Genomic DNA, 23,804 nt, shown 5'->3' on the forward strand with positions numbered 1-23,804 from the left:
CTTTTTTCAGCCAAATGGCTCCCCTAAAATTGGCAGACATCCTGTATTGTCAATTCTCATAAAGGCAAAAAATGACCGAGATACAGCGCCTGCTTACTGCCACCATCGACGATCTTAATCACCGCGAAAAGCGCGACAATCGCCCGCGCTTTAGCATCAGCTTTATTCGCAAACACCCTGGACTGTTTGTCGCAATGTATGCCGCCTGGCTGGCGACACTGATTGTGATGCTGAAGTCCGAAACTCTGGTGGACTCCGTCTGGCTGCTTGTCATTCTGTTTGTGGTGTTTAACGCCTTTTTCTTTTTTGACGTTAATCCCCGCTACCGCTACGAAGATATCGACGTCCTTGATTTCCGGGTTTGCTATAACGGTGAATGGTACAACACGCGTTACGTGCCGCCGGAGCTGATCGAAAGCATCATGCACTCCCCCGCGGTTGAAACGGTGCAAAAAGAGAAGCTGCAGAAGATGGTATCCACCAAAGGTCAGCTCTCTTTTTATGATGTCTTTACCCTTTCCCGTCCTGCTGCTGTGTGATTACAGCCTGTATGCGTCGGATACCCGACACAAACTGAGAAGCAGAGGTATTGCCGTAACCTAACACCAGACCGGTTTGCCCCTGCTTCGGCTCCAGGTAATACCCGCTCAGTGCAGCGGGTGCCAGCTGAAACGCCCTCGCCTGCTCGACCACTTTTTGGTCGTCGATGCCGTCTATTGCCAGCGTCAGATGCATCCCCCCTTCACCCGCCAGAATGCGATGCGGGGTATGAAGCTCAGCACTCAGCACCTCACGCAGCTGCCGGTAGCGCTTACGGTAGAGCCGGCGCATGGCGGCAAGGTGGCGGGCATAATGTCCTTCCTCAATAAACAGCGCCAGGGTTCGCTGTTCGGCGCGATGCCCGCCACGCAGCAGCGCGCCAATGGCCGGACGGGCCGCGTTTGCCAGCGCCGGAGGTAACACCATGAACCCCATTCTCAGCGACGGAAAGAGGGTTTTGCTGAAGGTACCAAGATAGACAACCGGCGCATTGTTGACCATTCCCAGCATTGCGGGCACGGGCTCACCGGAATAACGAAACTCGCTGTCGTAATCATCTTCAATAATCCAGGCGTTATGCTGCCGGGCCAGATCCAGCAGCGCCAGGCGTCGCCGCGCACTGAGCACGCTTCCGTACGGAAACTGGTGCGAAGGTGAGGTGAAAATAAGCGCAGGGGACGGCGTATTCAGCCCTTCCCAGAACATGCCTTCGTCATCAACCGGCATCCCCGTCATGACTAAGCCCGCTTTGGCAAAGGCGCTTTTAGCCCCGCCATAGCCAGGATCTTCCACCCACGCGACGCTGCCGGGTTCGCTCAGCAGCATCGTGCAAAGGTTTACCCCCTCAAGCGCACCTTCGGTCATCACTATCTGGCTGGCATCGCAGTCAATGCCGCGCGAAAGGGCAAGGTGGCGGGCAATGGCCGCCCGCAGCGACGGCTCCCCGGCAGGATCGCCATACCCTAAGAGCGCGCTGCCCTCTTCACGCAGAACCCGGTCGTACAAGCGCCGCCACAGCGGCAGGGGAAAGTAGTTGATGGCCGGTGTTCCCGGCGTAAATGCCGGAACCGGGGTATCACGCGGCACCGGCGCAGGCAGCGAGGCGACCCGGGTGCCGAGCGTGACGGCAGAGTCCGGCAATGCCTGAACGAGCGTACGCTGCGCCAGCTGCGCTACCCGCGTCCCCAGGCGGTTACGCAGCAGATACCCTTCGAGCGTCAGCTGTTCCAGCGCCGCATTGACGGTATTCCGTGAAAGCGAGAGCTGCTGAGCCAGCATTCGCGAACCGGGAAGCCGGCTCCCGGCGTGTAGCTTGCCGCACAGTATCGCCTCACGCAGTGCATGATATAGCGCGCGCTGCAGCGTCTCTTCCCCCCGCGCTTTCAACGCGGCATTCAGCAAAGTATAAAATTCATCGCCCGGTATGTTCATCTCGCCTCCCGTGGTACCACCAAAACATAGCTGAGTGGCACTTTTTAAGGAACCAGTAATTCACTAGTCTGGCGTTCTTATCAACGTCACGGACAGTAAAATGAAAACATTCAACGAGTTTGGACAGCCAGTAGGCGAGGCGCTTATCGACTGGCAACCCCGCCAGCACCCTTCACGTGTGGTGCTTCAGGGCCACTATTGTCGCCTTGAGCCGCTGCGGGTGGAGCACGCTGAGGCGTTGTTCAGCGCGTATTCTCTGGCCGAAGATACCCGCAGCTGGACGTGGCTGTTGCGCGAGCCGGATGCCAGCGCAGAGGCGTTTGCAGGGTGGGTAGAGAGCGTGCGTGACTTATCCGATCCGATTCACTTTAGCGTTATCGACAACCAGACCCAGTCTCCGGTCGGCACGCTGGCTTTGATGCGGATCGATCCAACCAACGGCGTCGTGGAGGTGGGACATGTTCATTTCTCCCCGCTGCTCAGCCGCACACCGATGTCGACGGAAGCGCAATATCTGCTGATGCGATACGTGTTCGACACCCTTGGGTATCGTCGATACGAGTGGAAGTGCAACAGCCTGAACGCGCCTTCGCGCAAGGCGGCACTGCGTCTTGGCTTTCAGTTTGAGGGGCGTTTTCGTCAGGCACTGGTCACGAAAGGTCATAACCGGGATACCGACTGGTTTTCAATTCTCGACAAAGAGTGGCCGGCGCTGGCGAGTGCCTTTGAAGGCTGGCTTGCCACCGACAATTTTACTGCCGATGGCAACCAGAAAAGATCCCTGGAAAGCTGGCGCGAAACACGCGTCTAGCGTCTTTTCTTACGTCCCTGAACCGCCTTAAAGCGCGGATTGGATTTGCAAATCACGTATAAGCGTCCCTTGCGTTTGACTATCTGGCAATCCGGGTGACGCTGTTTTGCACTGCGCAATGAGTTAAGTACCTGCATGGTTATCCCCGCTTCGCATTAAGAAAGCCGCCGAAACGCTTACGGAAGCGCGCCGCACTGCCATCCGTCGAGAACGTTTTCTGCTTGCCGGTGTAGAACGGGTGCGATTTTGAAGAGACCTCGATGGTGATATACGGATACGTTTCACCGTCGAGTTCAATTTCGCGGTCGGTCTTAATGGTTGAGCCGACTTTAAAGTATTCATTAGCACTGGTGTCGTGGAACACCACGGTGCGATAGGCTGGGTGGATATCTGGTTTCATCGTAAACTCTTTATGTTTTGTTATAACATAACAAAATAATATCTAACCCCTGCTGAAAAAACAACCCCTCTGCCCCGACGATATTTTCTGTTGTGCCGTAAATCATGACCTGCGCGTGCTATAACTTTATCATTTAGCGGTAAAATCTTTCTCCTCTGGCAGGTTTTTCAGCGCCCAGGAGCGGGCATAAGAGGAAGGAAACAGCACCATGAAAACCCGACATCTGGTCAGTCTGGTGACCGGCGTACTTATCATTGCGGTGCTGGTTCCGATTAGCCTGAGCATCTGGCTGGCACATCGCCAGGCGGAAGATAAGTTTGTCGATGCGCTGGATAGCTATGCCTCACGCGTGCTGATACGTACCGCCAGGGTAGTGGATGATGCAAAGGAAGCGCTCAATAGCCTGCAGACCTTTAAAGGGATCCCCTGTAGCGTTATGCATTTAAGGGAGATGCGGCGGGTCGCTTTTTCATGGCGTTATGTTCAGGAAGTTATTTATATCAACAATCTTGAACCCCTTTGCTCGTCCCTGGAACAAACCAGTCAGTCGGCCCCTTTCCCCCCGCCCATGCGAATCACGGAAGATGGTTATGGCGCATGGCTCACCACGCAAAACGATCTCGGTTTTAGCCGCTACATGGCGGTCCTGGGTCGGGGCCACTATCTGGTGCTGGTGGATCCTGCCTCGCTTGTCGATGTGATCCCTTTCGGTGAGATCGCCACAGATGCCGCCCTGGTGGGCAGCAAATCACATCTCATTTTTGCCAGCAGCAGCAAGCTCGATCCGCATATCCGCAATCTGGTTAAGGATCAGGGCGTCACCCGTATTCAGTACAACGGCTCGATATACATTATGAAGCCTGTTCCTGAACTGGGGTTTACGGTGGTCGCCTGGGCGGCGTTAAAACCGCTGGCTGAAACCTGGCACCAGCAACTTCTCATCTGGCTGCCGTTCGGCATACTGATAAGCCTGCTTGCCGCACTCTTTGTTTTACGATTGCTGCGTCGCATCCAGTCGCCACGCAACCGCCTGCTTGACGCCATTAACAACCGGGAATTTGTGGTGCATTACCAGCCCATTATTGAACTCTCTAGCGGGAAGATTGTGGGCGCAGAGGCGCTAACCCGCTGGCCCCAGCCTGACGGGAGCAGCCTTTCACCGGATATTTTTGTGCCGCTTGCTGAGCAAACGGGGCTCATCTCGCAGCTGACGCATTTGGTCATTGAAAAGGTGTTTGAGGATATGGGCTACTGGCTGCACCTTCATGCCGGGCAGCATATTTCCATTAACCTCGCGCCGGCCGATTTGACCTCGGGAAAACTCCCGCCACTGTTGAGTCACTTAATGAATAAGTGGAAAGTCCATCCGCAACAGATCGCCCTTGAGTTAACCGAGCGCGGCTTTGCCGATCCTAAAATCAGCGCACCGGCCATCGCCGCCTTTCGTCATTCAGGCCACGCAGTCTATATTGATGATTTCGGTACGGGCTATTCCAGCCTGAGCTACCTGCAGGATTTGGATGTCGACACGCTAAAAATTGATAAAGCGTTTGTGGATGCACTGGAATATAAAAACGTGACGCCACACATTATTGAAATGGCAAAATCGCTGAAGCTGGCGATGGTGGCGGAAGGCGTGGAGACCGAAGGGCAACTCGCATGGCTACGTCGTCACGGCGTGCAGTATGGGCAGGGTTGGTACTACAGCAAGGCGTTGCCGAAAGCGGACTTTATTCTTTGGGCGGAAGATAACCTCAAAACACATCCTACTTAAGATAGGATTTGATCACCTGTAACACGACGCCAAGATCGGCTTCGCGCTGAGCTTCTTCAGGCTCTTTCACCACATGATCGGTGAGATGACCTTCGATCACCTGCATCATCATGCCGTTTACCGCGCCGCGGATCGCCGCCAGCTGTTGTAACACGTCGGCGCATTCGTGGTCGCTATTGAGCATTTTTTCCAGGGCAGCGCTTTGCCCCTGAATTTTCTTCAGGCGAGTCAATAACATCTTCTTGTCGCGAACCGTATGTGACATCTCTGTCTCCCTTATCGTATGGCTTTTAAAGCATATCATGCTCTACTCCCCCTGAGTATTTTTCTACTGGGGGGTAGTATTAGACTACTGGGGGGGAGTAGTATCTGAACACGCTTTCCACTCCGGAATTTTCCATGAACGATTTTGCTTCACTCCTGCAGCAGGGCAATGCCTGGCTGTTTGTACCCAGCGCTATCCTCCTCGGCGCGCTGCATGGCCTGGAGCCGGGCCACTCCAAAACGATGATGGCCGCGTTTATTGTGGCTATTCGCGGTACGCTGAAACAGGCGGTGTTGCTTGGTCTGGCGGCAACGCTTTCCCATACGGCGGTGGTCTGGATCATTGCCATGGCAGGATTATGGTTTGGCCGGGGCTGGGATGCGCATACGTCTGAGCCCTGGTTCCAGCTGGTCTCGGGGATACTGATCGTGCTGATCGCCCTGTGGATGGCCTGGCGAACCTGGAAGGAGAGTCGGCCACACGATCACCATCATCATCACGATCACCATGACCATCATCATGATCATCACGACCATGACCATGACCACCATCATGATCATCACGACCATGGGCATCCACTGGTTGAAGAAGAGTGGCAGGACGCCCACCAGCGCGCGCACGCGCAGGATATTAACCGCCGCTTCAACGGCCAGAACGTTACCACCGGACAAATTGCACTGTTTGGCCTGACCGGAGGGCTTATCCCCTGCCCGGCCTCAATCACGGTCCTGCTCATCTGCCTGCAGCTGAAGCATTTTGCCCTCGGCGCAACGCTGGTATTCAGCTTCAGTATTGGTCTGGCGTTAACGCTGGTCGCTTCCGGTGCGATTGCCGCCCTGAGCCTTAAGCATGCGACAAAACGCTGGCCGGGTTTCAGCGAGTTTTCACGAAAAGCACCGTGGATCTCCGCTGCCCTGATTACTGTGGTCGGGATTTACATGAGCCTGCACGGCCTGAGCGGTATCCTGGCGTAAGCGAGGCGGCCACTGCTGTGGCCGCCTCTTTGCTCAGTCAGGGTTCTGCTGCCAGCTGAAGGTATAGCGAAGCTGGCGTTTCTGCAGAATAAATTCCGGCGAGACGCTGGGGCTCCACGAGTCATCACCGCCCACGCCCATATGAAATGCGTCCAGGTTAAGCCAACACCCCGGCTCCTCGCGCAACAGATGATGGTGAGTTGTCTCATGCAACTGCCGCTGGCTGTAGCGGCTGACGGAGAAATGGAACAGGCCATTCAGCCGATGCGCGTCCAGCAGCAGTTCACGGGTATCACAGCGCAAACCATTTTCTGTCGGGAAGATGTAAGGCGTGTGCATGGCTTCCAGCGGTAATGTCCAGCGCCCCTGCTGAGCCGCCAGCGTTCTGTCCGGGTAATTTTCATGTGGCCCAAGCCCCAGCCATTGAACCGTTTCCGGCGTTGCGGCAAGGTGAACACTCAGGCCTACGCGTGCCGGTTCCGGGATATCAGACGCAATATCGACCTGAACATCGCCATGCAGAACGCCCCGATCGTCCACCCGCCAGACTTTACGGCTCAGGAAGAGCGCTTTACCGCGATACTCCCAGACATGCAGGGTTTTCACCACCGCCTCGGCTGCATGCTGCTCTCCTTCACAGTGCAGTAATCGCGGGGTGAGCTCGTACATGCCTGCCGCTTTCCAGCGCTCCACCCACGCATTCGGATCGATTCGCGTGGCCTCGCTCACGCCAATATCATTGTCCAGCGGTGCACGGCTAACGTTATCCGTCAGCGGTGAGAGCAGCGTTTCAACGCCATTGCGCCACCATTGCGTCAGGTGTCCTGACGCGCGGTTGAACTGCCAGCGTTGCTGCTGATGCACCAGCTCAAGCACGTCGCCAGTTTGCGTTAACACCGGCGGAACACCTTCCGGTGCTGGCGGGGCGATATACAGGGGCGTCGGAACCGGCCACTGCTCCCACGCGCAGCGATGGTTTGCCGGTGACCACGGCGTCGCCCGCGGCTGGTGCACTTCAACGTTCAGCCAGACGTCACCCGGTTCAGGCGCCAGCGCTGGCAGGTTAATGTCTAGACGCTGTGTGCCCTGGGGAGCAATGGAGAGCGTCACGTCCCCTCTGGCCAGCACGTTGCCGTCGCGGACAAGGGTCCAGCGCAGCACCTCGTTATCGGTATGACGGAACAGGTAATCGCTGTGGACTTCAAGCACCAGCGGAGACGTACTTATCCGCGTAAAGGTGAAAAACTGCTGAGCGCGCTGGGCTTCATACAGCGCCGGATGCGGTGTGCGATCGGGAAAAACCAGCCCGTTAAGGCAGAACTGGCGGTCATTGGGCGTGTCGCCAAAGTCTCCCCCGTAGGCCCAGAACGGTGTGCCATTTTCGTCTTTTCTGGTCAGCGCCTGGTCAACCCAGTCCCAGACAAATCCCCCCTGCAGGCGAGGATGGCGGCGAAACGCCTGCCAGTATTTGGCAAAACCACCGAAGCTGTTCCCCATCGCGTGGGCGTATTCACAGAGAATAAGCGGACGCGTTTCATCCGGCATGCCGATCCATTTTTTAACAGACCATTTCGGTACCGCCGGGAAGGGCTGATCCTGATCGACCCGGGCATACATCGGGCACACGATATCGGTCGCTGCCGTATTCGCCCCACCGCCTTCGTACTGCACCGGACGCGTCGGATCGGTGGTTTTCAGCCAGCGATACAGTGCGTCATGGTTCGCGCCATGGCCGGACTCATTCCCCAGCGACCAGATGATAATCGAAGGATGATTGCGGTCGCGCTGCACCATGCGGGTGACGCGTTCGCTCATGGCAGGCAGCCAGCGCGGATCGTCAGCAAGGCGACTCATCGGCACCATGCCATGGGTTTCAATATTGGCTTCGTCGACGACATACAAACCGTAGCGGTCGCAAAGCGTGTACCACAGCGGATGGTTCGGATAGTGCGAGCAGCGCACGGCGTTAAAGTTATGCTGCTTCATGAGTTCGATATCGCGGCGCATCGTCGCTTCATCCATCACCTGGCCGTTTTCCGGGTGATGCTCATGCCGGTTAACGCCACGGATCAGCAGGGGTTTACCGTTGAGCTTCAGCAGGCCATTGCTGATCTCTATGCGGCGGAACCCCACATCGCAGGCCTCCGTTTCCAGCACCTCACCCTGCGCGTTCAGAAGGGTCATCGTCAGGCGATAAAGTTCCGGCGTTTCCGCACTCCACAAGGCGGGCGCCTCAACGGGGAGCGTCACCGTTAGCCGCTCGGCCCAGCCGCCGCGCTCATCGACAACAGCTGTGCCAGGCCGCCCGGTGGCACTGGCGCATTTTTCGCCGTTGCGCCACAGGGTAAACGCCACCTCACACTCCGCATACTGTGCGCCTGCGAGCGCGAGATCCACCTTCAGCACCGCGCGATCCCGCTCCGCATTCAGGTCAGTCACAACCTGATAATCGGCAATGTGCGTCTCTGGCTTATGCAGCAGCGACACATCGCGGAAAATCCCGCTCATGCGCCACATGTCCTGATCTTCCAGATAGCTCCCGTCGCACCAGCGCAACACCATGACCGCAATGCGGTTCTGGCCAGGACGCAGCACCGCTGAAAGATCGAATTCGGCGGGCAGTCGGCTGTCCTGTGAATAACCGATCCACTGACCGTTACACCACAGATGAAACGCCGAGTTCACGCCATCGAAGATAATGCGGGTTTGGCCGCTCTGCAGCCAGGCATCATCCATCTCAAATGTGAGCGAGTAACAACCTGTTGGGTTTTCTTGCGGCACAAACGGTGGGTTTACGGGGATCGGATAGGTCACGTTGGTGTAGATGGGCATGTCGAACCCCTGCATCTGCCAGTTAGAGGGCACGGGCATCAGCACGGCATCGGCGCAATCTTCACTGACCCATACCGAAGGAACCTGCTCTGGTGCAGGAAAGAAGGTAAAACACCACTCCCCGTTAAGGAGGCGTCGGCTGACGGTTCCCCCGTCTTCTCTGGCGGAGTGTTCGTCACGCCAGCTGTGCAAGGGAGCATGTGCTGCCAGGCGATTCCACTGGGTGACTCCGGGATTTTCCCAGTCCCGACGAGCCAGAAGTGCGCTGAGGGTCAGCGATGGAGTGTTGGACATATTAACCTCTTTGCGAAGCGCTCACAATTTTAGCTAACATGCCCTGGCTACCGGGTGTGGTAAAGCGTCGGATCGCGGGGTAGCGAGTCAGATCACAAAAGTCTTACCGGCGAGCAAGTTGCTCAGCCGCTAACGCCAGGCTCCTGAGCTGCTGAGCCAGATCCTCGCGTTCGATCTGCTGCGGATCGTGGCGAGCGGTAGAATGGCGGGTCACCAGCGTCACCGGAAGCTGAACCTGCCAGCATGCGTCACCCTCAACTGGCGCCAGCAGCCACTCCACGCTTCGCTCGCCGGCCTCGCGAAAAGCCTGGCGAATAGTGGTCAGTGGGGGAGAAAACCAGGCGCTGTCTGCCGTATCGTCGAACCCGACAACCGACATCTGGCCCGGGATCGCAGTCCCTTTTTCCGCACAGGCGCGCATCACCCCCAGCGCCATTTGGTCATTCGCGACCACTATCGCATCCGGGAGTTGCGCGGCAGATAACAGCAAATGTCCTTTCTCATATCCGCTTGCCGCACTCCAGTCGCCGTGCGCCACCGCGACAGCCTCAAGCCCGGCCTGGGCCAGCGTGGCGTTCCAGCCTGCGAGACGTGCCCGGGCGGAGACAGAGCTCTCCGGTCCGCTCAGCAGCGCTATACGCTCATGCCCCAGCGAAAGCAGATGCTCAATCCCGAGACGAGCACCCTGCTCTGCATTAAACACAAGACTGTTTACCTGAGCCGAGGGCGAGACATCCAGAAACAGCACCGGAATGGGCGATGCGAGGGCTTTTAGCGCTTCAGCATGAGGATCCTCCAGCGGCACATTCACCAGCAGAGCTTCCACACGCTGCGCCAGCAACGCCTGAAGGGCAGACTGGCACTGCTGTGGATGTTCCACCATTGAGATAAGCACGCTCGCCCCCTGCTCAACCGCCCGGGATTTTACCGCCGAAACAATCTGCGAAGGGGCGTGCAGCGCCAGATCGGTCGTAATAAGGCCAAGCGTACGGGTACGTTTACCCGCCAGCTGTTGTGCCCTGAGATTGGGGACGTAGTGCAGTTCCGCCATCGCCTGCTGCACCTTTTCCCGCGTGCGGGCAGAGACATGCTCCGCGTCGTTAATCACACGGGAAACGGTCTGATAAGAAACCCCCGCAAGGAGGGCAACATCATAAAGAGTGATTGCTTTCATGCATTCTGGCATCGCGTCATTCGAAGGCCACTATTTTGACACAGCGTCGCCATGAAAACATGTGAGCGCTTCGCAGAATTAAACAACCCGCTCCGGCTGGGGGGCCTTCTCAACGCGAGGCTTATAACGGAACAGAGGCAAGCAGATCTGGATAAGCGGGCCAATGGTCAGCGCATACGCGACGGTGCCTATCCCGAACGTTCCGCCCAGCATGCACCCAATCAGCAGCACGGACACTTCAATCGAGGTACGCACGCTGCGGATGGACCATCCCATACGGGCATGGATCCCAGTCATGAGACCGTCGCGCGGGCCCGCCCCGAAACCGGCACCGATATACATACCGGTGGCTATCGCGTTCACGACAATTCCGGCCACCAGCAGCGCGATACGCAGGGGCAGCGAGGTCACCTCGGGGATCAGGGCCATGGAGGCATCTGCCGCCAGGCCAATAATAATCACGTTACTGAGGGTTCCCAGACCAGGCATCTGACGCAGCGGGATCCACAGCAGCAGTACCGCCGCACCGGTTAAAATAATCACCATCCCAATGCTCAACCCCAGCTGGATTGCCACGCCAAGGTGGAAGACGTCCCACGGATCGAGCCCCAGATCCGAACGAATAAACATCGTGGTTGAAAGCCCATACAGCCCTAAACCGACATACAGTTGTAACAGACGACGTACCATTTTTTATCTTCTCCAGTGAACCAGGCTTTCATCTTGAGTGAAAATGGCATTATGATTAATGTCCAGTTTTCAAATAGTGGACTGCACATGTCATCTCGCCGCTTCGGAAGCCAGTCATTGGTACGCCTGTTAGGCCACTGGCAACAAACCTCGTCCCGGACCCCGCTCTGGCGTCAGCTGGCGGATGCGTTACGCCTGTTAATTCTTGATGGCCGACTGGCACTTAACACCCGTCTACCCGGCGAGCGGGAGCTGGCCACTGCGCTGGATGTGAGCCGGACCACCATCAGCAGCGCGCTCGCCCATCTGCGTGAGGAAGGTTATCTTGAAAGCCGCCACGGCAGCGGTTCACGCGTGATCCTGCCCGACACACGCGCCGTGCCAACCCTTTCAGCAGCCAGTGCCGCGCTGGATCTCTCCACCGCGGCGCTCAATGCCGGGCCTGAGATCCACCAGGCCTATACCCATGCGCTCACGGCCATTACGCAACATCTCTCGCTTACGGGTTACGATCAGCTTGGGTTGCCGGCGCTGCGGGAAGCCATCGCCGCACGCTATACCGCGCGGGGGCTTCCGACCCGGACAGACGAGGTGATGGTGGTCAATGGCGCGGTCAGCGGTTTTGCGCTGGTCCTGCGGATGATGACCGGTCCGGGGGATCGCGTCGTGGTCGATCATCCCACTTACCCGCTGGCGATCGCCGCCATTCAGGGAGCGCAGTGCCGTCCAGTGGGTGTGTCGCTGCCGGAAACGGGCTGGGATACCCATGGGTTTGCCGCAACGCTTGCCCAGACAGCGCCGCGCCTGGCCTACCTGATGCCCGATTTTCATAACCCGACCGGGCGATGCATGGATATTCCCACCCGTCAGGCAATCACCGAGATTGCCGCGCAAACCCGCACGACGCTGGTAGTAGATGAAACGATGGTGGATCTGTGGTTTGACTCGCCCCCACCGCCGCCGCTGGCGTCATTTAACCCTCAGGCCACCGTGATAACGTTAGGCTCTGCCGGAAAAAGTTTCTGGGGCGGCCTTCGTCTTGGCTGGATCCGTGCCTCCTCGCGCACCATCGCTACGCTTGCCCAGACGCGGGATACCCTGGATTTAGGATCGCCCATGCTCGAACAGCTGGCGACGCTGTGGCTTATCAATAACAGCGAAACGTTTTTGCCTGCTCGCCGGAAGATGCTGGCGGAACGACGAGACCAATGCGGCGCGCTGTTGCGCGAGCACTTCCCTGAATGGACATTCCATGAAGCGGAAGGCGGGCTTTCCTACTGGATTGAACTGCCGGGGATGCTGGCAACACAGCTTGCTGCACGCGCAGAGATACTGGGAATCAACCTGGGGACCGGCACGCGGTTTGGTTTATCGGGTGCGTTTGATCGGTATTTACGTATGCCCTTTTCACTCGATCCGGCTGAGCTTGAACAGGCATTACTGAGAATTAAACCCTTGTGGCTCGCCTTGAATAAAAACGTGCCATCAATAAAAAGAAGTCTGGTTTGATATAAAAAATTTGAAGTGGATCATAAAATAAAAACTGCTGACTGTCACAGATACAGTCAGCAGTTTTCACCATTCAAGATTTAGTGCTGAGGAGGAATAGGAAAACCTTTCAGTGAAATAACGAAATTTTCACCGTCTTTCTTTATTTTTGCGCCGGTATCACACCAGTCAGACGCAATACGAAAGAACTCATCACTTCCTACATTCCAGCCAAGACGTACATGCTTCACGTAGCCTGAACGCAACAGATCGCAGGCCTCGTTGTAGTCACTGGCAGTTGACAGTTGTTGTTTCATTTTCTCTTCTTAAGAATTTTACGTAGAGCCTTGATTTCTTTAGGAGTAAATGGAGAAACACTCTCTTCTTCCGTATGCTGGTTATCAATATCCTCTTCCGATACTCCCGCCTCTTCTACCGCTTCGAATGCCAGCAGCAGCAGTTTCTCTGTCGTCACGCTTAAATTCTCGTTATTAACTTCTGCATAGTGGCGAAGTCTTTCTTTTAGCGCTTGATCAATCTTAACGTTTAACACCGCAGTAGCCATGTTTGTCACTTCCCTTCGGAATAAGTACTTTATTTAATACACGAACTTACCAATGTTATCCAGATATATATTTTTAAGTTATGACAGAAAAAAGACATCCGATATTAAAATGACAGTCTATTATTACAGGTTTATGACAGTAATATTTCAATGCAATGAAATATATATTACATGCAGTCAGTAAAGTCCTAATAACGTTGTGGATTAAAGGCTATTCGAAGCGAAGAGAAACAGGGAGAGTGTTGATGAGAGCAGAAATGGGTGGGGGCCCTGCCAGCTACATCCCGGCACACACGTCGTCTGCCCTGGCTGCTTCCTTCCGGACCTGACCTGGTGAACAGAGTAGCGTTGCGGGAGAACCAACAGAGCCCCCATTGAGAGCGTTGATAACCAACGCGCTGGCGCATTATCCCTGTGCTTACCGCCAATTGCAAGCGACCCGCAACTGGATGCTGGTTTCTTGCGCAAACTGGCGCAGCAATTGGGTTTATCTTCGTTTAACATGACTGTCCAGACATTCCCCACAGGTAGACGTATGGACGAACATGACTCCTTTCCACAACGCGTATGGCAAATTGTGGCCTCTGTGCCGGAAGGTTATGTCACCACCTATGGCGACGTAGCGCGTCTGGCCGGTTCTCCGCGTGCGGCGCGGCAGGTCGGTGGCGTACTGAAAAGGTTGCCCGAAGGAAGCACCCTGCCCTGGCATCGGGTGGTAAATCGTCATGGGACAATCTCGTTGACCGGGCCGGATCTGCAGCGCCAGCGTCAGGCGTTACTGTCAGAAGGGGTGCAGGTGTCGGGGTCAGGACAGATTGATTTGCAAAAGTACCGCTGGGTGTATTAAACCCTCTCCCGAAGGAGAGGGTTTAAAGCGTTACATCTGGGTCGGAGGGGTTGGCAGAGACGGTTGGTTAGTCTGTGGCGCAACCGGCACTTCGGTTTGCTGTACCGGAACCAGGTTCAGGTCAACTTTTGTCCCGCCGTGGTTAATCGCTTCCTGCACCGTATCGGTGATAAACACCAGTTTATCGTTGATCGTTACTGCTGCGCTCAGGAGGATACGGGCATTAGGCTGCACGTCTGATGGGTTATACGGCAACACGAAGCTAAACGGTGCCTGCTTACCTTCCGTACGCACGGCACGCTGGGCCAATACTTTAGACGGCGCGTCTGCCAGGGAAGCATCAGACAGGGTTACCGTTAATACCGCATCTGGCGGTAACGCGACTTTCTGTTTAATCCAGATAGTCCCGGAAACGTTAGGCTGCTGAATGGACTGCTGTGAGAGTGTATTAATCCCGTTTGGATCTGCTGCTGGCACCGGCACCTGGGCGCTCTTTCCTGCACAGGCGGACAACGCCACCGCAATTGCTACACCACTTAGCATGGGCACGAGTTTCATTGAAGTCTCCTTATCATCAATGCACCAGCGGGATCGATCCCATCCGATGTCGTTTCAATCACATAACACAGGTAAGTTTGGCACAGATCACTGATTTATGCCTAAAATCGTCCAGATATTCAGATTATTCTACCCATCGGACCACTTTCATTTCTGCGTTATACTCTGCCTATCTTTCGCTACGGCGTTTTATTGAGGACAACTATGAGTCAGGCACTGAACAATCTGCTGACATTACTGAATCTGGAAAAAATTGAGGAAGGACTCTTTCGCGGACAGAGCGAAGATCTCGGCTTACGCCAGGTCTTCGGCGGGCAAGTCGTAGGACAAGCGCTCTACGCAGCAAAGGAGACCGTCCCTGCAGACCGTCTGGTGCACTCATTTCACAGCTACTTCTTACGCCCTGGTGATAGCGCGAAACCCATCGTGTATGACGTTGAGGTATTGCGGGATGGCAACAGCTTTAGCGCGCGTCGTGTCGCAGCGGTTCAGAATGGCAAGCCTATCTTTTACATGACCGCCTCGTTCCAGGCGCCGGAACCGGGTTATGAGCATCAGAAAACGATGCCACCCGCGCCGTCGCCAGACGATCTCAAATCCGAGACCGATATCGCCCGTGCGCTGGCGCATCTGCTTCCACCGCAGGTAAAGGAGAAGTTTCTCTGCGATAAACCGCTTGAGATCCGCCCTGTCGAATTCCATAACCCGATGAAAGGCCACACGGCCGAGCCAAAGCGCCAGGTCTGGATCCGCGCTAACGGTACCGTGCCCGCAGATTTCCGCGTTCATCAGTATCTGCTGGGTTATGCTTCAGATTTCAACTTCCTGCCGGTGGCGCTGCAGCCGCACGGCGTGGGCTTCCTTGAAAAAGGGATGCAGGTGGCCACCATCGATCACTCCATGTGGTTCCATCGTCCGTTCGACATGAACGAGTGGCTGCTCTACAGCGTGGAAAGTACCTCGGCGTCAAGCGCGCGCGGCTTTGTGCGCGGTGAGTTTTACACTCAGGATGGCGTGCTGGTCGCGTCGACGGTGCAGGAAGGGGTAATGCGTAACCGCGGGTGATGCTGTACTGCGGCCCTCTCCCGACGGGAGAGGGAACAAAACGAAAACGGCAACCCTGGGTTGCCGTTTTGCTTATCAGGCGTTGTACGCATTCTCGCCGTGGCTGTTGACGTCCAGACCTTCGCGTTCCTGCTCTTCCGGAACACGCAGACCGACGGTCATATCCGCCAGCTTATAGCCGATGAAGGCCACAACGGCAGACCACACGACGGTGATGGCAATACTTTCCAACTGCACCAGCACCTGGTGAACCATCGTGACGCCTTCTGCGTACCCCACGCCACCCAGCGATTTCGCCGCGAAGATACCGGTCATGATACAACCGACGATGCCGCAGACGCCGTGTACACCGAAGACATCGCACGGGTCATCGACGCGCAGAACACGTTTCAGCGCCGTCACACCCCACAGACCCGCCAGACCGGCGACCAGCCCGACAAGCAGCGCGCCGCCAACACCGACGTAGCCACAAGCTGGCGTGATACCAACCAGACCGGCAATTGCACCTGAACAGGCACCCAACAGTGAAGGCTTACCTCGTACCGCCCACTCACCAAACACCCATGAGAGGATCGCACCCGCCGTTGCCACAACCGTGTTCACGAAGGCCAGCGCGGCGATTTCGTTTGCTGCGCTTGCTGAACCGGCGTTGAAGCCGAACCAGCCAAAGTAAAGGATCGCTGTACCGGTAAAGACCATCGGCAGGTTGTGCGGTTTGAAGGCTTCTTTACCGAAGCCCACGCGTTTGCCAATCAGGTATGCCCCTACCAGGCCCGCCACCGCGGCGTTGATGTGTACAACGGTACCGCCTGCGAAGTCCAGCGCGCCATGGCTCGCCAGCAGACCGCCACCCCAGACCATGTGCGCAATCGGCACATAGGAGAGCGTCAGCCAGACCACCACGAAGATCAGTACGGCGGAGAAGCGAATACGCTCAGCCAGCGCACCGACGATCAGCCCAACGGTGATACAGGCGAACGAGCCCTGGAAGGCAACGTGAATATATTGATAGAAACTGCCCATCAGCGCGGTCAGTTCGATGTTTTTCAGCATGACCCAGTCAAAGTTTCCGAAGAACGCATTGCCCGTGCCGAAGGCCAGAGAGTAACCGTAGACCACCCACAACACGCAAACCAGCGCGAACGTGACGGCAACCTGCGTCAGCATGGAGAGAACGTTTTTGCCACGGATCAGGCCGCCGTAGAACAGCGCAATGCCCGGAATGGACATGAACAGCACCAGCGCGGTGCTGATCATCATAAAGGCGTTATCGGCTTTGTCTGCCACCGCAGGGGCAGCCAGTGCCAGGCCCGGCAGCAGTGCCAGCGAACCCAGACCCGTTTTGATTGTTGCTATCTTCATTTTCTCGATCCCTATCACTGTGTGCCAGGAGTTACTTACAGTGCCGCTTCGTCAGATTCGCCGGTACGGATGCGAATGACGCGCTGCAATTCGGCAACGAAAATTTTGCCGTCGCCAATTTTGCCGGTGTAGGCCGCTTTGCTAATGACATCAATAACTTCATCAAGCTGGTCATCAGCAATCGCGACATCAATTTTTACTTTTGGCAGGAAGTTAACGCTGTATTCTGCCCCGCGGTAAAGCTCGGCATGACCCTTCTGACGACCAAAGCCTTTCACTTCGGTGACAGTCAGTCCCTGAATACCCATGGAAGACAATGCTTCACGCACGTCTTCGAGTTTGAATGGTTTGATTACAACCGTAACCAGCTTCATAGATCCCCTCCAGTCAGAATTCGGTAATGGCCGCCGCTAATACGCAGAAGACATTGCAAGGGGTGTGCCAGAAATGAAAACCTGAGGGAAACGCGCTGCAATGAGCATTACACGAGCATGTTTAACGAACCGGTGAAAAAAAACGCACCATGACAGTGCACGGTGCGTTTCAGTTTTGCACCAACAGTAATGACTGTTAGCGCGCTGCCTTGTTTTGGTGCATCAGGCGCTGAGGGACTCGTCCTCACGCACGCTGGCGGCCAGCTCTTCACCGGCCAGCTGCAGCTGATACATCTGCCAGTAGCGCCCTTTTGCTTCGAGCAGCTCCCGGTGCGTACCGCGTTCGACGGCCTGACCGCGATGCAACACCAGGATGGTGTCTGCGTCGACAATCGTTGAAAGACGGTGTGCGATAACCACCAGCGTCGTGTGGTCACGCACCGCGGCCAGCGCCAGCTGGATAGCCTGCTCAGTACCAGAGTCAATGCTGGCGGTCGCTTCGTCGAGTATCAGCACCTGCGGCGTTTCAATCAGCACCCGCGCCAGGGCCAGAAGCTGCTTTTGTCCTACCGAGAGGTTATTCCCCTGCTCACCAAGCCGGGTATTGATCCCATCGCTAAAACCGCGCGCCAGCTCTGCCAGCTGCACGGTTTCCAGCACATCCCACACCTGTTGCTGGGTATAATCCCGCCCCAGGGTGACGTTGGCGTAAAAGGTATCGGCCATGACCACCGGGTCTTGCTGCACCATTGCAACGCCTTTGCGCAACACATTGTGGCTCAGTGATGCGAGCGGACGACCATCAATGCGGATTTCCCCCTGACTGACCGGGTAATAGCCCATCAACAGGCTGGCGAGGGTACTTTTGCCGCTGCCGGTATGCCCCACCAGCGCCACAAAGCCGCGCGACGGCACATCAAGAGAGATGTCCTGCAACACCAGACGGTCTTCACGATAAGCAAACGAGACCTTATCAAACGTAATCTCTCCGCTTTGCAAAGGACGCTCATCATCGCCGTAGGTCTGACGTGGCCGGTCCATCAGTTCGAACACGCGCTCCCCCGCCACCACGGCCTGTTGCAACATAGACTGCTGGGTGGTGAGTTCTATCAACGGTTCATTAAGTCGTCCCAGATAGCTGATAAAAGCGTACAGAACCCCAACTTCAATTGTTCCATTCGCGCTCATCCCGAAAAGCATCAGCAGGCCACAGAGAACCAACGCCGAGAAGAGGCTCAGCAGCGGACGTAGCAGGAAACCGTCCAGTCGCAGCGTCTGCATACGCGCCATATAGTGCGACCGGCTGGCTTCCCCCATGCGTTCACCAAAGCGAGCCTGCTGGCGGAACTGCTGAATGACGCTCATGCCGTTGATCACTTCGTTGAAGCCATCGTTGATATCGGCCAGATAGGCGCGCACCCGACGCACAATCGGCGTGCTGTAGCGTTGATAGATGACCATTACAATCAATACGGCCGGGAAGATGGTGATCGCCACCAGAGCCATACGCCAGTTGAGGCTGAACATCGCCACCAGCATGGCACCAATCAGCGCCGCGCTGCGCAGCACGGTTGCCACGACGGTGACATACAGATCGCGGATCACCTCGGTATCGTTGGTCACCCGGGATATCACCTGCCCAACCGGCTGGGTATCAAACTCGCTCAACGGCTGACGCAGCGCCGCATCCATCACATCCGTACGTAGCTTCTGCACCACGCCCACGGCCGCCCGGTTAAAGAGCAGAGACTGAGCGTAATGCAGTGACGCCGCAGTCAGCTGTAGCCCAACGTAGGCCACACCTAACCCCGCGACGAGCCCCAGCGGCAAATAGCTTTTTGCCACCATATTGTCGATAAAGTAGCTGATAAGCAGCGGACCGCTCACTTCTGCAATCGCGGCAATCCACAGCAACAGTACGGCAAGCGAAAGCGGTTTTCGCCACGGAGAACCATAGGCCAGCAGGCGTTTTAGCGTCGGCCACTGCGTCACGGTCTTACGCATTAGCGTTCTCCTCATCCTGTTCCGGGGCGTCGTCCAGCGCCGCTTCAAGCTGCTGATAACGATACATATCGCGATACCAGCCCGGTTGCTCCGCAAGCTGTTCATGCTGTCCGCGCTGGGCAATGTGCCCGTGCTGTAATACCAGAATTTCATTGGCTTCCGTCAGCGCCGACAACCGGTGTGCACTGATGATCACCGTCCTTCCATCCCCCCACTGTCGCAGGTTATGCAGGATCTGGTGCTCGGTGCGGCCATCGACGGCGGAGAGCGCATCATCAAGGATCAGGATTTCGGCATTCAGCAGCAGCGCGCGGGCAATCGAGAGACGCTGTTTTTGCCCGCCGGAAAGCATAACGCCACGCTCACCCACTTCCGTTTCATAGCCCTGTGGCAGACGCAGAATATCATCATGGACGCTGGCCAGGCGCGCGACGTGCTCAATCTCTTCCTGAGTCGCCGCCGGGCGTCCGAGGGCAATGTTATTCGCCACGGTGTCAGAAAAGAGAAACGGCGTCTGGCTGACTACCGCCAGACGACCGCGCCAGTCATCGAGCAGCAGGTTCGTCAACGGAATATCATGGAAGCGAATATCGCCCTGCGTGACGTCAAAGTGACGTTGAATCAGGGAGAGTACGGTACTTTTCCCGGCGCCTGTCGGACCGCAGATACCGAGCATCTGACCCGGTTTGAGCGTAAAGCTGACGTTCTCCAGTACCGTATGTTCCGTTTGCGGATACACAAACTTACGGACGTCGACATTCATCACGCCGCGCCCTTCCGGTACCGATTCGCTACCGTCATTCACCACTGGCGCTTCGGCAAGCATCGCGCGAATACGGCTGTAGGCGGCGCTGCCGCGCTCTACGATGTTAAACATCCAGGCCAGTGCCAGCATCGGCCATATCATCAGCCCCAGGTACATGGCAAAGCTGGTCAATTGCCCGAGGGTTAGCGAGCCCTGCACCACCATCCAGCTCCCGCCACCAATGGCCAGCAGGTTTGCCATGCCAATCGCGACATAGATTGTCGGGTCAAACCGCGCATCGATACGCGCAACGCGCATGTTCTTCGCCCCCGTGTCGGCGGCATCGGCTGCAAACAGCGCGGATTGTCGATCTTCCAGGCCAAACGCTTTGATCATGCGGATGCTGGTCATGCTCTCCTGCGTACGGTCATTCAGCGAGGAAAACGCCGCCTGCGCCAGCTTGAAGCGCTCATGAAGCTGTTCGCCATAGCGGTTGATCGCCAGCGCCATCAGCGGCATAGGCAGCAACGCCAGCAGCGTGAGCTGCCAGCTTATCTGGGTGGACATCACAATCAGAACCGCACAGCCCATCACCAGAGAGTCCACCAGCGTTAACACCCCTTCCCCGGCGGCAAACACGACGCGGTCAACGTCATTGGTGGCGCGAGCGATAAGATCCCCGGTGCGATGACGCAGGTAGAACTCGGGATGCTGGCGGCTCAGCTGACGATAAAAATCTTCACGCAATTCGACGGCCAGCTGATAGGACGCGCCAAACAGCAGTACCCGCCAGACGTAGCGCAGCAGATAGACAATGATGGCCGTCAGCACCAGCGTGCCGACCCACATCAACACCCGTGCGGTGGTGTAATGCTGTTCTGTAACGCCATCCACCACGTATCCCACCACTTTCGGTGGAATTAACTGCAGGATAGCAATGATAATAAGCAGGGCCACAGCGCCGAGGTAGCGTTGCCACTCCCGACGAAAGTACCAGCTTAATTGGGCAAATAATCGCACGCGGTTTGTTCCTGAAGGTATGGATCCGGCTACGCCGGGAAGTTATTCAATTAATCAATGGGTAGTGCTGTGGTGTATTTAATCTGTTCCATGGCGAAGCTCGAGGTGACGTCCGACAAGCCCGGTACGCTGTTCACCAGCCGCTTGTAAAAATCATCATAACGCTTCATGTCTGCCACCTGGACGCGCATCAGATAGTCATACTCTCCCGCCATGCGCCAGAAACCGAGCACCTCCGGCATCTCGGAGACCTGTGTTACGAAGCGGCTGTACCACTCGCTGCTGTGATGTTGGGTTTTTATCAGGACAAATGCCGTCAACCCAAGCCCCAGTTTTTCGGGATCTAAAAGCGCGACTCGCCCCAGAAGGATGCCGTCATCTTCAAGCTTCTTGAGGCGCTTCCAGCACGGCGTGGTGGTCAGATTAACGGCATCTGCCAGTGCCTGCAAAGAGAGGGTACAGTCATTTTGCAGTAAAGAAAGCAGCTTACGGTCTATTTTATCTAGCATACCCACCTCAAAGAGAAAAATTTTCTCCCTTCATTCTATTTTAAAGGCCATATAGCAACAATTTTTTCTGTGCTTTTCGCTATGCTGGGCACAAAATGACAAACGGATAAATACGATGAATAGCGCCTGGGTTAAACATGCCATCAGCGAAATCAATGCCGACTATCAGCGCTCGGCGGACACCCATCTCATTCGCCTGGCTCTGCCGGGTTTTACTGGCATCCAGCTGTACCTGAAAGATGAAAGCACCCATCCCACCGGTAGCCTGAAGCATCGCCTGGCGCGTTCGCTCTTTTTATACGGTTTGTGTAACGGCTGGATTAAGGAGGGAACCACGATTATTGAATCCTCCTCCGGTTCAACCGCCGTATCCGAAGCCTACTTTGCCCGCCTGCTGGGCCTGCCGTTTATCGCCGTGATGCCCTCCTGCACCGCGAAACGAAAAATTGAGCAGATCGAATTTTACGGTGGACGCTGCCACTTTGTGGAAAGCGCCTGCGAAATTTACGCCGCGTCTGAAATGCTGGCCCGTGAGCTGAATGGCCACTATATGGACCAGTTCACCTTTGCCGAGCGAGCCACAGACTGGCGCGGCAATAACAACATCGCCGACAGTATTTTCCGCCAGATGACCCACGAACCTCACCCTGTTCCGTCGTACATCGTGATGAGCGCCGGTACTGGCGGCACCTCAGCCACCCTGGGACGTTACATCCGCTGTCAGGGCTATGATACGCAGCTGATGGTGGTGGATCCGCAGAACTCGGTGTTCCTGGACTACTGGCAAAGCCGCAATGCCGATCTGCGCAGCCCGGTGGGCAGTAAGATTGAAGGTATTGGCCGCCCGCGCGTGGAGCCTTCATTCATTCCGGACGTAGTGGATGAAATGCTCCGCGTGCCGGATGCCGCCAGCGTGGCAACCGCGCACTGGCTGGAGACACAGATTGGTCGTAAAGTCGGTGCATCTACCGGCACCAACATGTGGGGAGCCCTGCAGCTTGCGGCTCGCATGCGTGAAGAGGGGCGCACCGGCTCTATCGTCACCCTGCTCTGCGACAGCGGCGAGCGCTATCTTGAGACCTATTACAATGCGCAGTGGGTTCAGGCAAACATCGGCGATATTGAGCCGTGGAAAGCGCAGATTACGCAGCTGGTGAAATAAAAAAAAGCCAGACCGGGGTCTGGCTTGCTGGAAGGATCTCACTATTCGGGGGAATATGGGAGGTTGTTGTTGTCCAGCCAATGCGTCAAAAAATGAGACACAGCTTCGTTACCGCAGTGCCCGATAACCGGTAGATGGGGAAGCTCTGCCTTCAACTGCGGCATCGCATTTCCCATGATCAGACCGCGACCAACGCTGCCCAGCATTTCGCGGTCGTTCATGGCGTCGCCAAACGCCATACATTCCTGCATCGTTAAGCCCAGGTGATCGCTCAGTACCGCCAGCGCCGATCCTTTATTACACCCAACCGGCAAAACCTCGAGACAGTCCACCGCTGAAAAGGTCAGGTGCGCCCGGTCGCCTAACGCGTCATTCAGCTGAATGCGTAAGCGACAAAGATCGTCATGATCGCCGCAGAAACAGATCTTCGTCACCGCGTGAGCCGGAATACGGCGCAGATCGATAAGCTGATAGCGAAAACCACTGTAGACATGGGCGTGCAGCAATGCCGGAATGTCATGCCCGGTAAACCAGCCGTTATCGTTAAAGACATGAACGCTGGCCCGGGTGTCCCAGGTGCTGTGCAGGACGATATCTGCCACTTCCGGGTTGAGATCCTGACGGTGGAGAACATCGCCTTCGACAGAGTGAATGCGTGTCCCGTTGCCGGTAATAAGAAAAGCATCCAGGGAAAATGCCCCCAGCAAATGGCGCATCTCCAGCACATGACGGCCGGTGGCAAACGTCAGGGTGACATCACGTTCATGCAGGCGCTTCAGGGTACTCAGGGTTTTCTCACCCAGACGGTGATCCGGCATTAACAACGTACCGTCCATATCAAACGCAGCGAGACGAGCCATGATTACTCCTGAAATGTGATGCGGTTAACTTGTGCATCAGTATTGCGTGAGATATACGGA

The 23,804-nt window shown here is 56.2% G+C and carries 24 protein-coding genes and 1 other RNA gene; 8 read left to right on the forward strand and 17 right to left on the reverse strand.

Annotated elements, in window-relative coordinates; genetic code table 11:
- The first annotated feature begins 71 nt into the window (after positions 1-71).
- On the forward strand, positions 72-539 hold the full coding sequence (locus BJP35_RS10930) for a YlaC family protein (protein WP_020885189.1): 468 nt from the start codon (positions 72-74) through the stop codon (positions 537-539).
- On the opposite strand, the gene BJP35_RS10935 is transcribed toward BJP35_RS10930, so the two are convergent.
- A complete protein-coding gene (locus BJP35_RS10935) occupies positions 511-1,971 on the reverse strand; it encodes a PLP-dependent aminotransferase family protein (RefSeq protein WP_047744119.1) in 1,461 nt (486 codons plus the stop codon). The genes BJP35_RS10930 and BJP35_RS10935 overlap by 29 nt on opposite strands.
- Before the next feature lie 100 nt (positions 1,972-2,071).
- Here BJP35_RS10935 and BJP35_RS10940 point away from each other — a divergent pair, with 100 nt between their 5' ends.
- Positions 2,072-2,782 (forward strand): GNAT family N-acetyltransferase, encoded by a 711-nt coding sequence (locus tag BJP35_RS10940; protein WP_020885191.1) that lies wholly within the window; start codon positions 2,072-2,074, stop codon positions 2,780-2,782.
- On the opposite strand, the gene ykgO is transcribed toward BJP35_RS10940, so the two are convergent.
- Positions 2,779-2,919: a type B 50S ribosomal protein L36 gene (gene ykgO / locus BJP35_RS10945; protein ID WP_003859006.1), complete on the reverse strand. Its 141-nt coding sequence runs from the start codon at positions 2,917-2,919 to the stop codon at positions 2,779-2,781. The two genes, BJP35_RS10940 and ykgO, sit on opposite strands and share 4 nt — an antisense overlap.
- 2 nt (positions 2,920-2,921) lie before the next feature.
- Positions 2,922-3,182 carry a type B 50S ribosomal protein L31 gene (locus tag BJP35_RS10950; protein ID WP_010428154.1) on the reverse strand — a complete coding sequence of 87 codons (261 nt, stop codon included), beginning with the start codon at positions 3,180-3,182 and terminating at the stop codon, positions 2,922-2,924.
- A gap of 208 nt (positions 3,183-3,390) precedes the next feature.
- Here BJP35_RS10950 and BJP35_RS10955 point away from each other — a divergent pair, with 208 nt between their 5' ends.
- Positions 3,391-4,956: an EAL domain-containing protein gene (locus BJP35_RS10955; RefSeq protein WP_073395632.1), complete on the forward strand. Its 1,566-nt coding sequence runs from the start codon at positions 3,391-3,393 to the stop codon at positions 4,954-4,956.
- Here BJP35_RS10955 and BJP35_RS10960 read toward each other — a convergent pair.
- Positions 4,949-5,221 carry a metal/formaldehyde-sensitive transcriptional repressor gene (locus tag BJP35_RS10960; RefSeq protein WP_020885193.1) on the reverse strand — a complete coding sequence of 91 codons (273 nt, stop codon included), beginning with the start codon at positions 5,219-5,221 and terminating at the stop codon, positions 4,949-4,951. The genes BJP35_RS10955 and BJP35_RS10960 overlap by 8 nt on opposite strands.
- A gap of 134 nt (positions 5,222-5,355) precedes the next feature.
- On the opposite strand from BJP35_RS10960, the gene BJP35_RS10965 reads away from it, so the two are divergent.
- Positions 5,356-6,195 carry a nickel/cobalt efflux protein RcnA gene (locus BJP35_RS10965; RefSeq protein WP_047744123.1) on the forward strand — a complete coding sequence of 280 codons (840 nt, stop codon included), beginning with the start codon at positions 5,356-5,358 and terminating at the stop codon, positions 6,193-6,195.
- 33 nt (positions 6,196-6,228) lie between these two features.
- Here BJP35_RS10965 and BJP35_RS10970 read toward each other — a convergent pair whose 3' ends face one another.
- From BJP35_RS10970 to BJP35_RS10980, 3 genes are all read right to left on the reverse strand, one after another.
- Positions 6,229-9,321, reverse strand: a complete 3,093-nt coding sequence (locus BJP35_RS10970) for a beta-galactosidase (protein WP_047744125.1) — start codon at positions 9,319-9,321, stop codon at positions 6,229-6,231.
- A 103-nt stretch (positions 9,322-9,424) separates the two neighbouring features.
- Entirely contained in the window at positions 9,425-10,495 is a 1,071-nt protein-coding gene (locus tag BJP35_RS10975; RefSeq protein WP_041162448.1) for a LacI family DNA-binding transcriptional regulator, read from the reverse strand.
- Between the two features lie 78 nt (positions 10,496-10,573).
- Positions 10,574-11,185: a YitT family protein gene (locus tag BJP35_RS10980; protein ID WP_014168890.1), complete on the reverse strand. Its 612-nt coding sequence runs from the start codon at positions 11,183-11,185 to the stop codon at positions 10,574-10,576.
- A gap of 87 nt (positions 11,186-11,272) precedes the next feature.
- Here BJP35_RS10980 and BJP35_RS10985 point away from each other — a divergent pair, with 87 nt between their 5' ends.
- A complete protein-coding gene (locus tag BJP35_RS10985; RefSeq protein WP_025204848.1) occupies positions 11,273-12,694 on the forward strand; it encodes a PLP-dependent aminotransferase family protein in 1,422 nt (473 codons plus the stop codon).
- An 80-nt stretch (positions 12,695-12,774) separates the two neighbouring features.
- On the opposite strand, the gene BJP35_RS10990 is transcribed toward BJP35_RS10985, so the two are convergent.
- The 3 genes from BJP35_RS10990 to ffs form a co-directional block, all read right to left on the reverse strand.
- On the reverse strand, positions 12,775-12,990 hold the full coding sequence (locus BJP35_RS10990) for a hypothetical protein (protein ID WP_014168888.1): 216 nt from the start codon (positions 12,988-12,990) through the stop codon (positions 12,775-12,777).
- Positions 12,987-13,238 (reverse strand): hypothetical protein, encoded by a 252-nt coding sequence (locus BJP35_RS10995; protein ID WP_020885198.1) that lies wholly within the window; start codon positions 13,236-13,238, stop codon positions 12,987-12,989. Before BJP35_RS10995 ends, BJP35_RS10990 begins: the two co-directional genes overlap by 4 nt.
- Before the next feature lie 268 nt (positions 13,239-13,506).
- An RNA gene (gene ffs, locus BJP35_RS11000) (signal recognition particle sRNA small type) lies at positions 13,507-13,603 on the reverse strand.
- A gap of 137 nt (positions 13,604-13,740) precedes the next feature.
- Here ffs and BJP35_RS11005 point away from each other — a divergent pair.
- Positions 13,741-14,085 carry an MGMT family protein gene (locus tag BJP35_RS11005; RefSeq protein ID WP_086463133.1) on the forward strand — a complete coding sequence of 115 codons (345 nt, stop codon included), beginning with the start codon at positions 13,741-13,743 and terminating at the stop codon, positions 14,083-14,085.
- A gap of 30 nt (positions 14,086-14,115) precedes the next feature.
- Here the strand turns inward: BJP35_RS11005 and BJP35_RS11010 are convergent, their stop codons facing one another.
- Positions 14,116-14,643, reverse strand: coding sequence for a YbaY family lipoprotein (locus BJP35_RS11010; RefSeq protein ID WP_014168885.1), 528 nt, complete (start codon positions 14,641-14,643; stop codon positions 14,116-14,118).
- A gap of 204 nt (positions 14,644-14,847) precedes the next feature.
- On the opposite strand from BJP35_RS11010, the gene tesB reads away from it, so the two are divergent.
- Positions 14,848-15,708 (forward strand): acyl-CoA thioesterase II, encoded by an 861-nt coding sequence (gene tesB / locus BJP35_RS11015; protein ID WP_020885200.1) that lies wholly within the window; start codon positions 14,848-14,850, stop codon positions 15,706-15,708.
- 75 nt (positions 15,709-15,783) lie between these two features.
- On the opposite strand, the gene amtB is transcribed toward tesB, so the two are convergent.
- The 5 genes from amtB to BJP35_RS11040 all read right to left on the reverse strand — a co-directional run bounded on the left by amtB (position 15,784) and on the right by BJP35_RS11040 (position 21,722).
- Positions 15,784-17,070 carry an ammonium transporter AmtB gene (gene amtB, locus BJP35_RS11020; RefSeq protein ID WP_020885201.1) on the reverse strand — a complete coding sequence of 429 codons (1,287 nt, stop codon included), beginning with the start codon at positions 17,068-17,070 and terminating at the stop codon, positions 15,784-15,786.
- A gap of 35 nt (positions 17,071-17,105) precedes the next feature.
- Positions 17,106-17,444: a P-II family nitrogen regulator gene (glnK, locus tag BJP35_RS11025; protein ID WP_008503304.1), complete on the reverse strand. Its 339-nt coding sequence runs from the start codon at positions 17,442-17,444 to the stop codon at positions 17,106-17,108.
- Positions 17,445-17,666: 222 nt separating this feature from the next.
- The gene (locus BJP35_RS11030) at positions 17,667-19,448 is read right to left on the reverse strand and encodes a SmdB family multidrug efflux ABC transporter permease/ATP-binding protein (RefSeq protein WP_020885202.1); all 1,782 of its coding nucleotides are present in this window, start codon (positions 19,446-19,448) and stop codon (positions 17,667-17,669) included.
- Positions 19,441-21,213, reverse strand: coding sequence for a SmdA family multidrug ABC transporter permease/ATP-binding protein (locus tag BJP35_RS11035; RefSeq protein ID WP_032681552.1), 1,773 nt, complete (start codon positions 21,211-21,213; stop codon positions 19,441-19,443). The genes BJP35_RS11030 and BJP35_RS11035 overlap by 8 nt, the downstream gene beginning before the upstream one ends.
- Positions 21,214-21,263: 50 nt before the next feature.
- A complete protein-coding gene (locus tag BJP35_RS11040; protein ID WP_063156338.1) occupies positions 21,264-21,722 on the reverse strand; it encodes an Lrp/AsnC family transcriptional regulator in 459 nt (152 codons plus the stop codon).
- Between the two features lie 115 nt (positions 21,723-21,837).
- Between BJP35_RS11040 and BJP35_RS11045 the strand changes: the two genes are divergently transcribed.
- Positions 21,838-22,884, forward strand: coding sequence for a PLP-dependent cysteine synthase family protein (locus BJP35_RS11045; protein WP_086463100.1), 1,047 nt, complete (start codon positions 21,838-21,840; stop codon positions 22,882-22,884).
- Positions 22,885-22,925: 41 nt separating this feature from the next.
- On the opposite strand, the gene cof is transcribed toward BJP35_RS11045, so the two are convergent.
- Entirely contained in the window at positions 22,926-23,744 is an 819-nt protein-coding gene (cof, locus tag BJP35_RS11050; protein WP_014168878.1) for an HMP-PP phosphatase, read from the reverse strand.
- Between the last annotated feature and the right edge of the window lie 60 nt (positions 23,745-23,804).

The sequence above is a fragment of the Enterobacter sp. J49 genome (genome assembly GCF_002148625.1).
Lineage (GTDB): Bacteria > Pseudomonadota > Gammaproteobacteria > Enterobacterales > Enterobacteriaceae > Enterobacter > Enterobacter ludwigii.

Excerpts from the sequence above, each read along its gene's own strand:
- BJP35_RS10930 (WP_020885189.1), top strand. The coding sequence starts at position 72 with ATGACCGAGATACAGCGCCTGCTTACTGCCACCATCGACGATCTTAAT.
- BJP35_RS10935 (WP_047744119.1), bottom strand. The coding sequence starts at position 1,971 with ATGAACATACCGGGCGATGAATTTTATACTTTGCTGAATGCCGCGTTG.
- BJP35_RS10940 (WP_020885191.1), top strand. The coding sequence starts at position 2,072 with ATGAAAACATTCAACGAGTTTGGACAGCCAGTAGGCGAGGCGCTTATC.
- ykgO (WP_003859006.1), bottom strand. The coding sequence starts at position 2,919 with ATGCAGGTACTTAACTCATTGCGCAGTGCAAAACAGCGTCACCCGGAT.
- BJP35_RS10950 (WP_010428154.1), bottom strand. The coding sequence starts at position 3,182 with ATGAAACCAGATATCCACCCAGCCTATCGCACCGTGGTGTTCCACGAC.
- BJP35_RS10955 (WP_073395632.1), top strand. The coding sequence starts at position 3,391 with ATGAAAACCCGACATCTGGTCAGTCTGGTGACCGGCGTACTTATCATT.
- BJP35_RS10960 (WP_020885193.1), bottom strand. The coding sequence starts at position 5,221 with ATGTCACATACGGTTCGCGACAAGAAGATGTTATTGACTCGCCTGAAG.
- BJP35_RS10965 (WP_047744123.1), top strand. The coding sequence starts at position 5,356 with ATGAACGATTTTGCTTCACTCCTGCAGCAGGGCAATGCCTGGCTGTTT.
- BJP35_RS10970 (WP_047744125.1), bottom strand. The coding sequence starts at position 9,321 with ATGTCCAACACTCCATCGCTGACCCTCAGCGCACTTCTGGCTCGTCGG.
- BJP35_RS10975 (WP_041162448.1), bottom strand. The coding sequence starts at position 10,495 with ATGAAAGCAATCACTCTTTATGATGTTGCCCTCCTTGCGGGGGTTTCT.
- BJP35_RS10980 (WP_014168890.1), bottom strand. The coding sequence starts at position 11,185 with ATGGTACGTCGTCTGTTACAACTGTATGTCGGTTTAGGGCTGTATGGG.
- BJP35_RS10985 (WP_025204848.1), top strand. The coding sequence starts at position 11,273 with ATGTCATCTCGCCGCTTCGGAAGCCAGTCATTGGTACGCCTGTTAGGC.
- BJP35_RS10990 (WP_014168888.1), bottom strand. The coding sequence starts at position 12,990 with ATGAAACAACAACTGTCAACTGCCAGTGACTACAACGAGGCCTGCGAT.
- BJP35_RS10995 (WP_020885198.1), bottom strand. The coding sequence starts at position 13,238 with ATGGCTACTGCGGTGTTAAACGTTAAGATTGATCAAGCGCTAAAAGAA.
- BJP35_RS11005 (WP_086463133.1), top strand. The coding sequence starts at position 13,741 with ATGACTGTCCAGACATTCCCCACAGGTAGACGTATGGACGAACATGAC.
- BJP35_RS11010 (WP_014168885.1), bottom strand. The coding sequence starts at position 14,643 with ATGAAACTCGTGCCCATGCTAAGTGGTGTAGCAATTGCGGTGGCGTTG.
- tesB (WP_020885200.1), top strand. The coding sequence starts at position 14,848 with ATGAGTCAGGCACTGAACAATCTGCTGACATTACTGAATCTGGAAAAA.
- amtB (WP_020885201.1), bottom strand. The coding sequence starts at position 17,070 with ATGAAGATAGCAACAATCAAAACGGGTCTGGGTTCGCTGGCACTGCTG.
- glnK (WP_008503304.1), bottom strand. The coding sequence starts at position 17,444 with ATGAAGCTGGTTACGGTTGTAATCAAACCATTCAAACTCGAAGACGTG.
- BJP35_RS11030 (WP_020885202.1), bottom strand. The coding sequence starts at position 19,448 with ATGCGTAAGACCGTGACGCAGTGGCCGACGCTAAAACGCCTGCTGGCC.
- BJP35_RS11040 (WP_063156338.1), bottom strand. The coding sequence starts at position 21,722 with ATGCTAGATAAAATAGACCGTAAGCTGCTTTCTTTACTGCAAAATGAC.
- BJP35_RS11045 (WP_086463100.1), top strand. The coding sequence starts at position 21,838 with ATGAATAGCGCCTGGGTTAAACATGCCATCAGCGAAATCAATGCCGAC.
- cof (WP_014168878.1), bottom strand. The coding sequence starts at position 23,744 with ATGGCTCGTCTCGCTGCGTTTGATATGGACGGTACGTTGTTAATGCCG.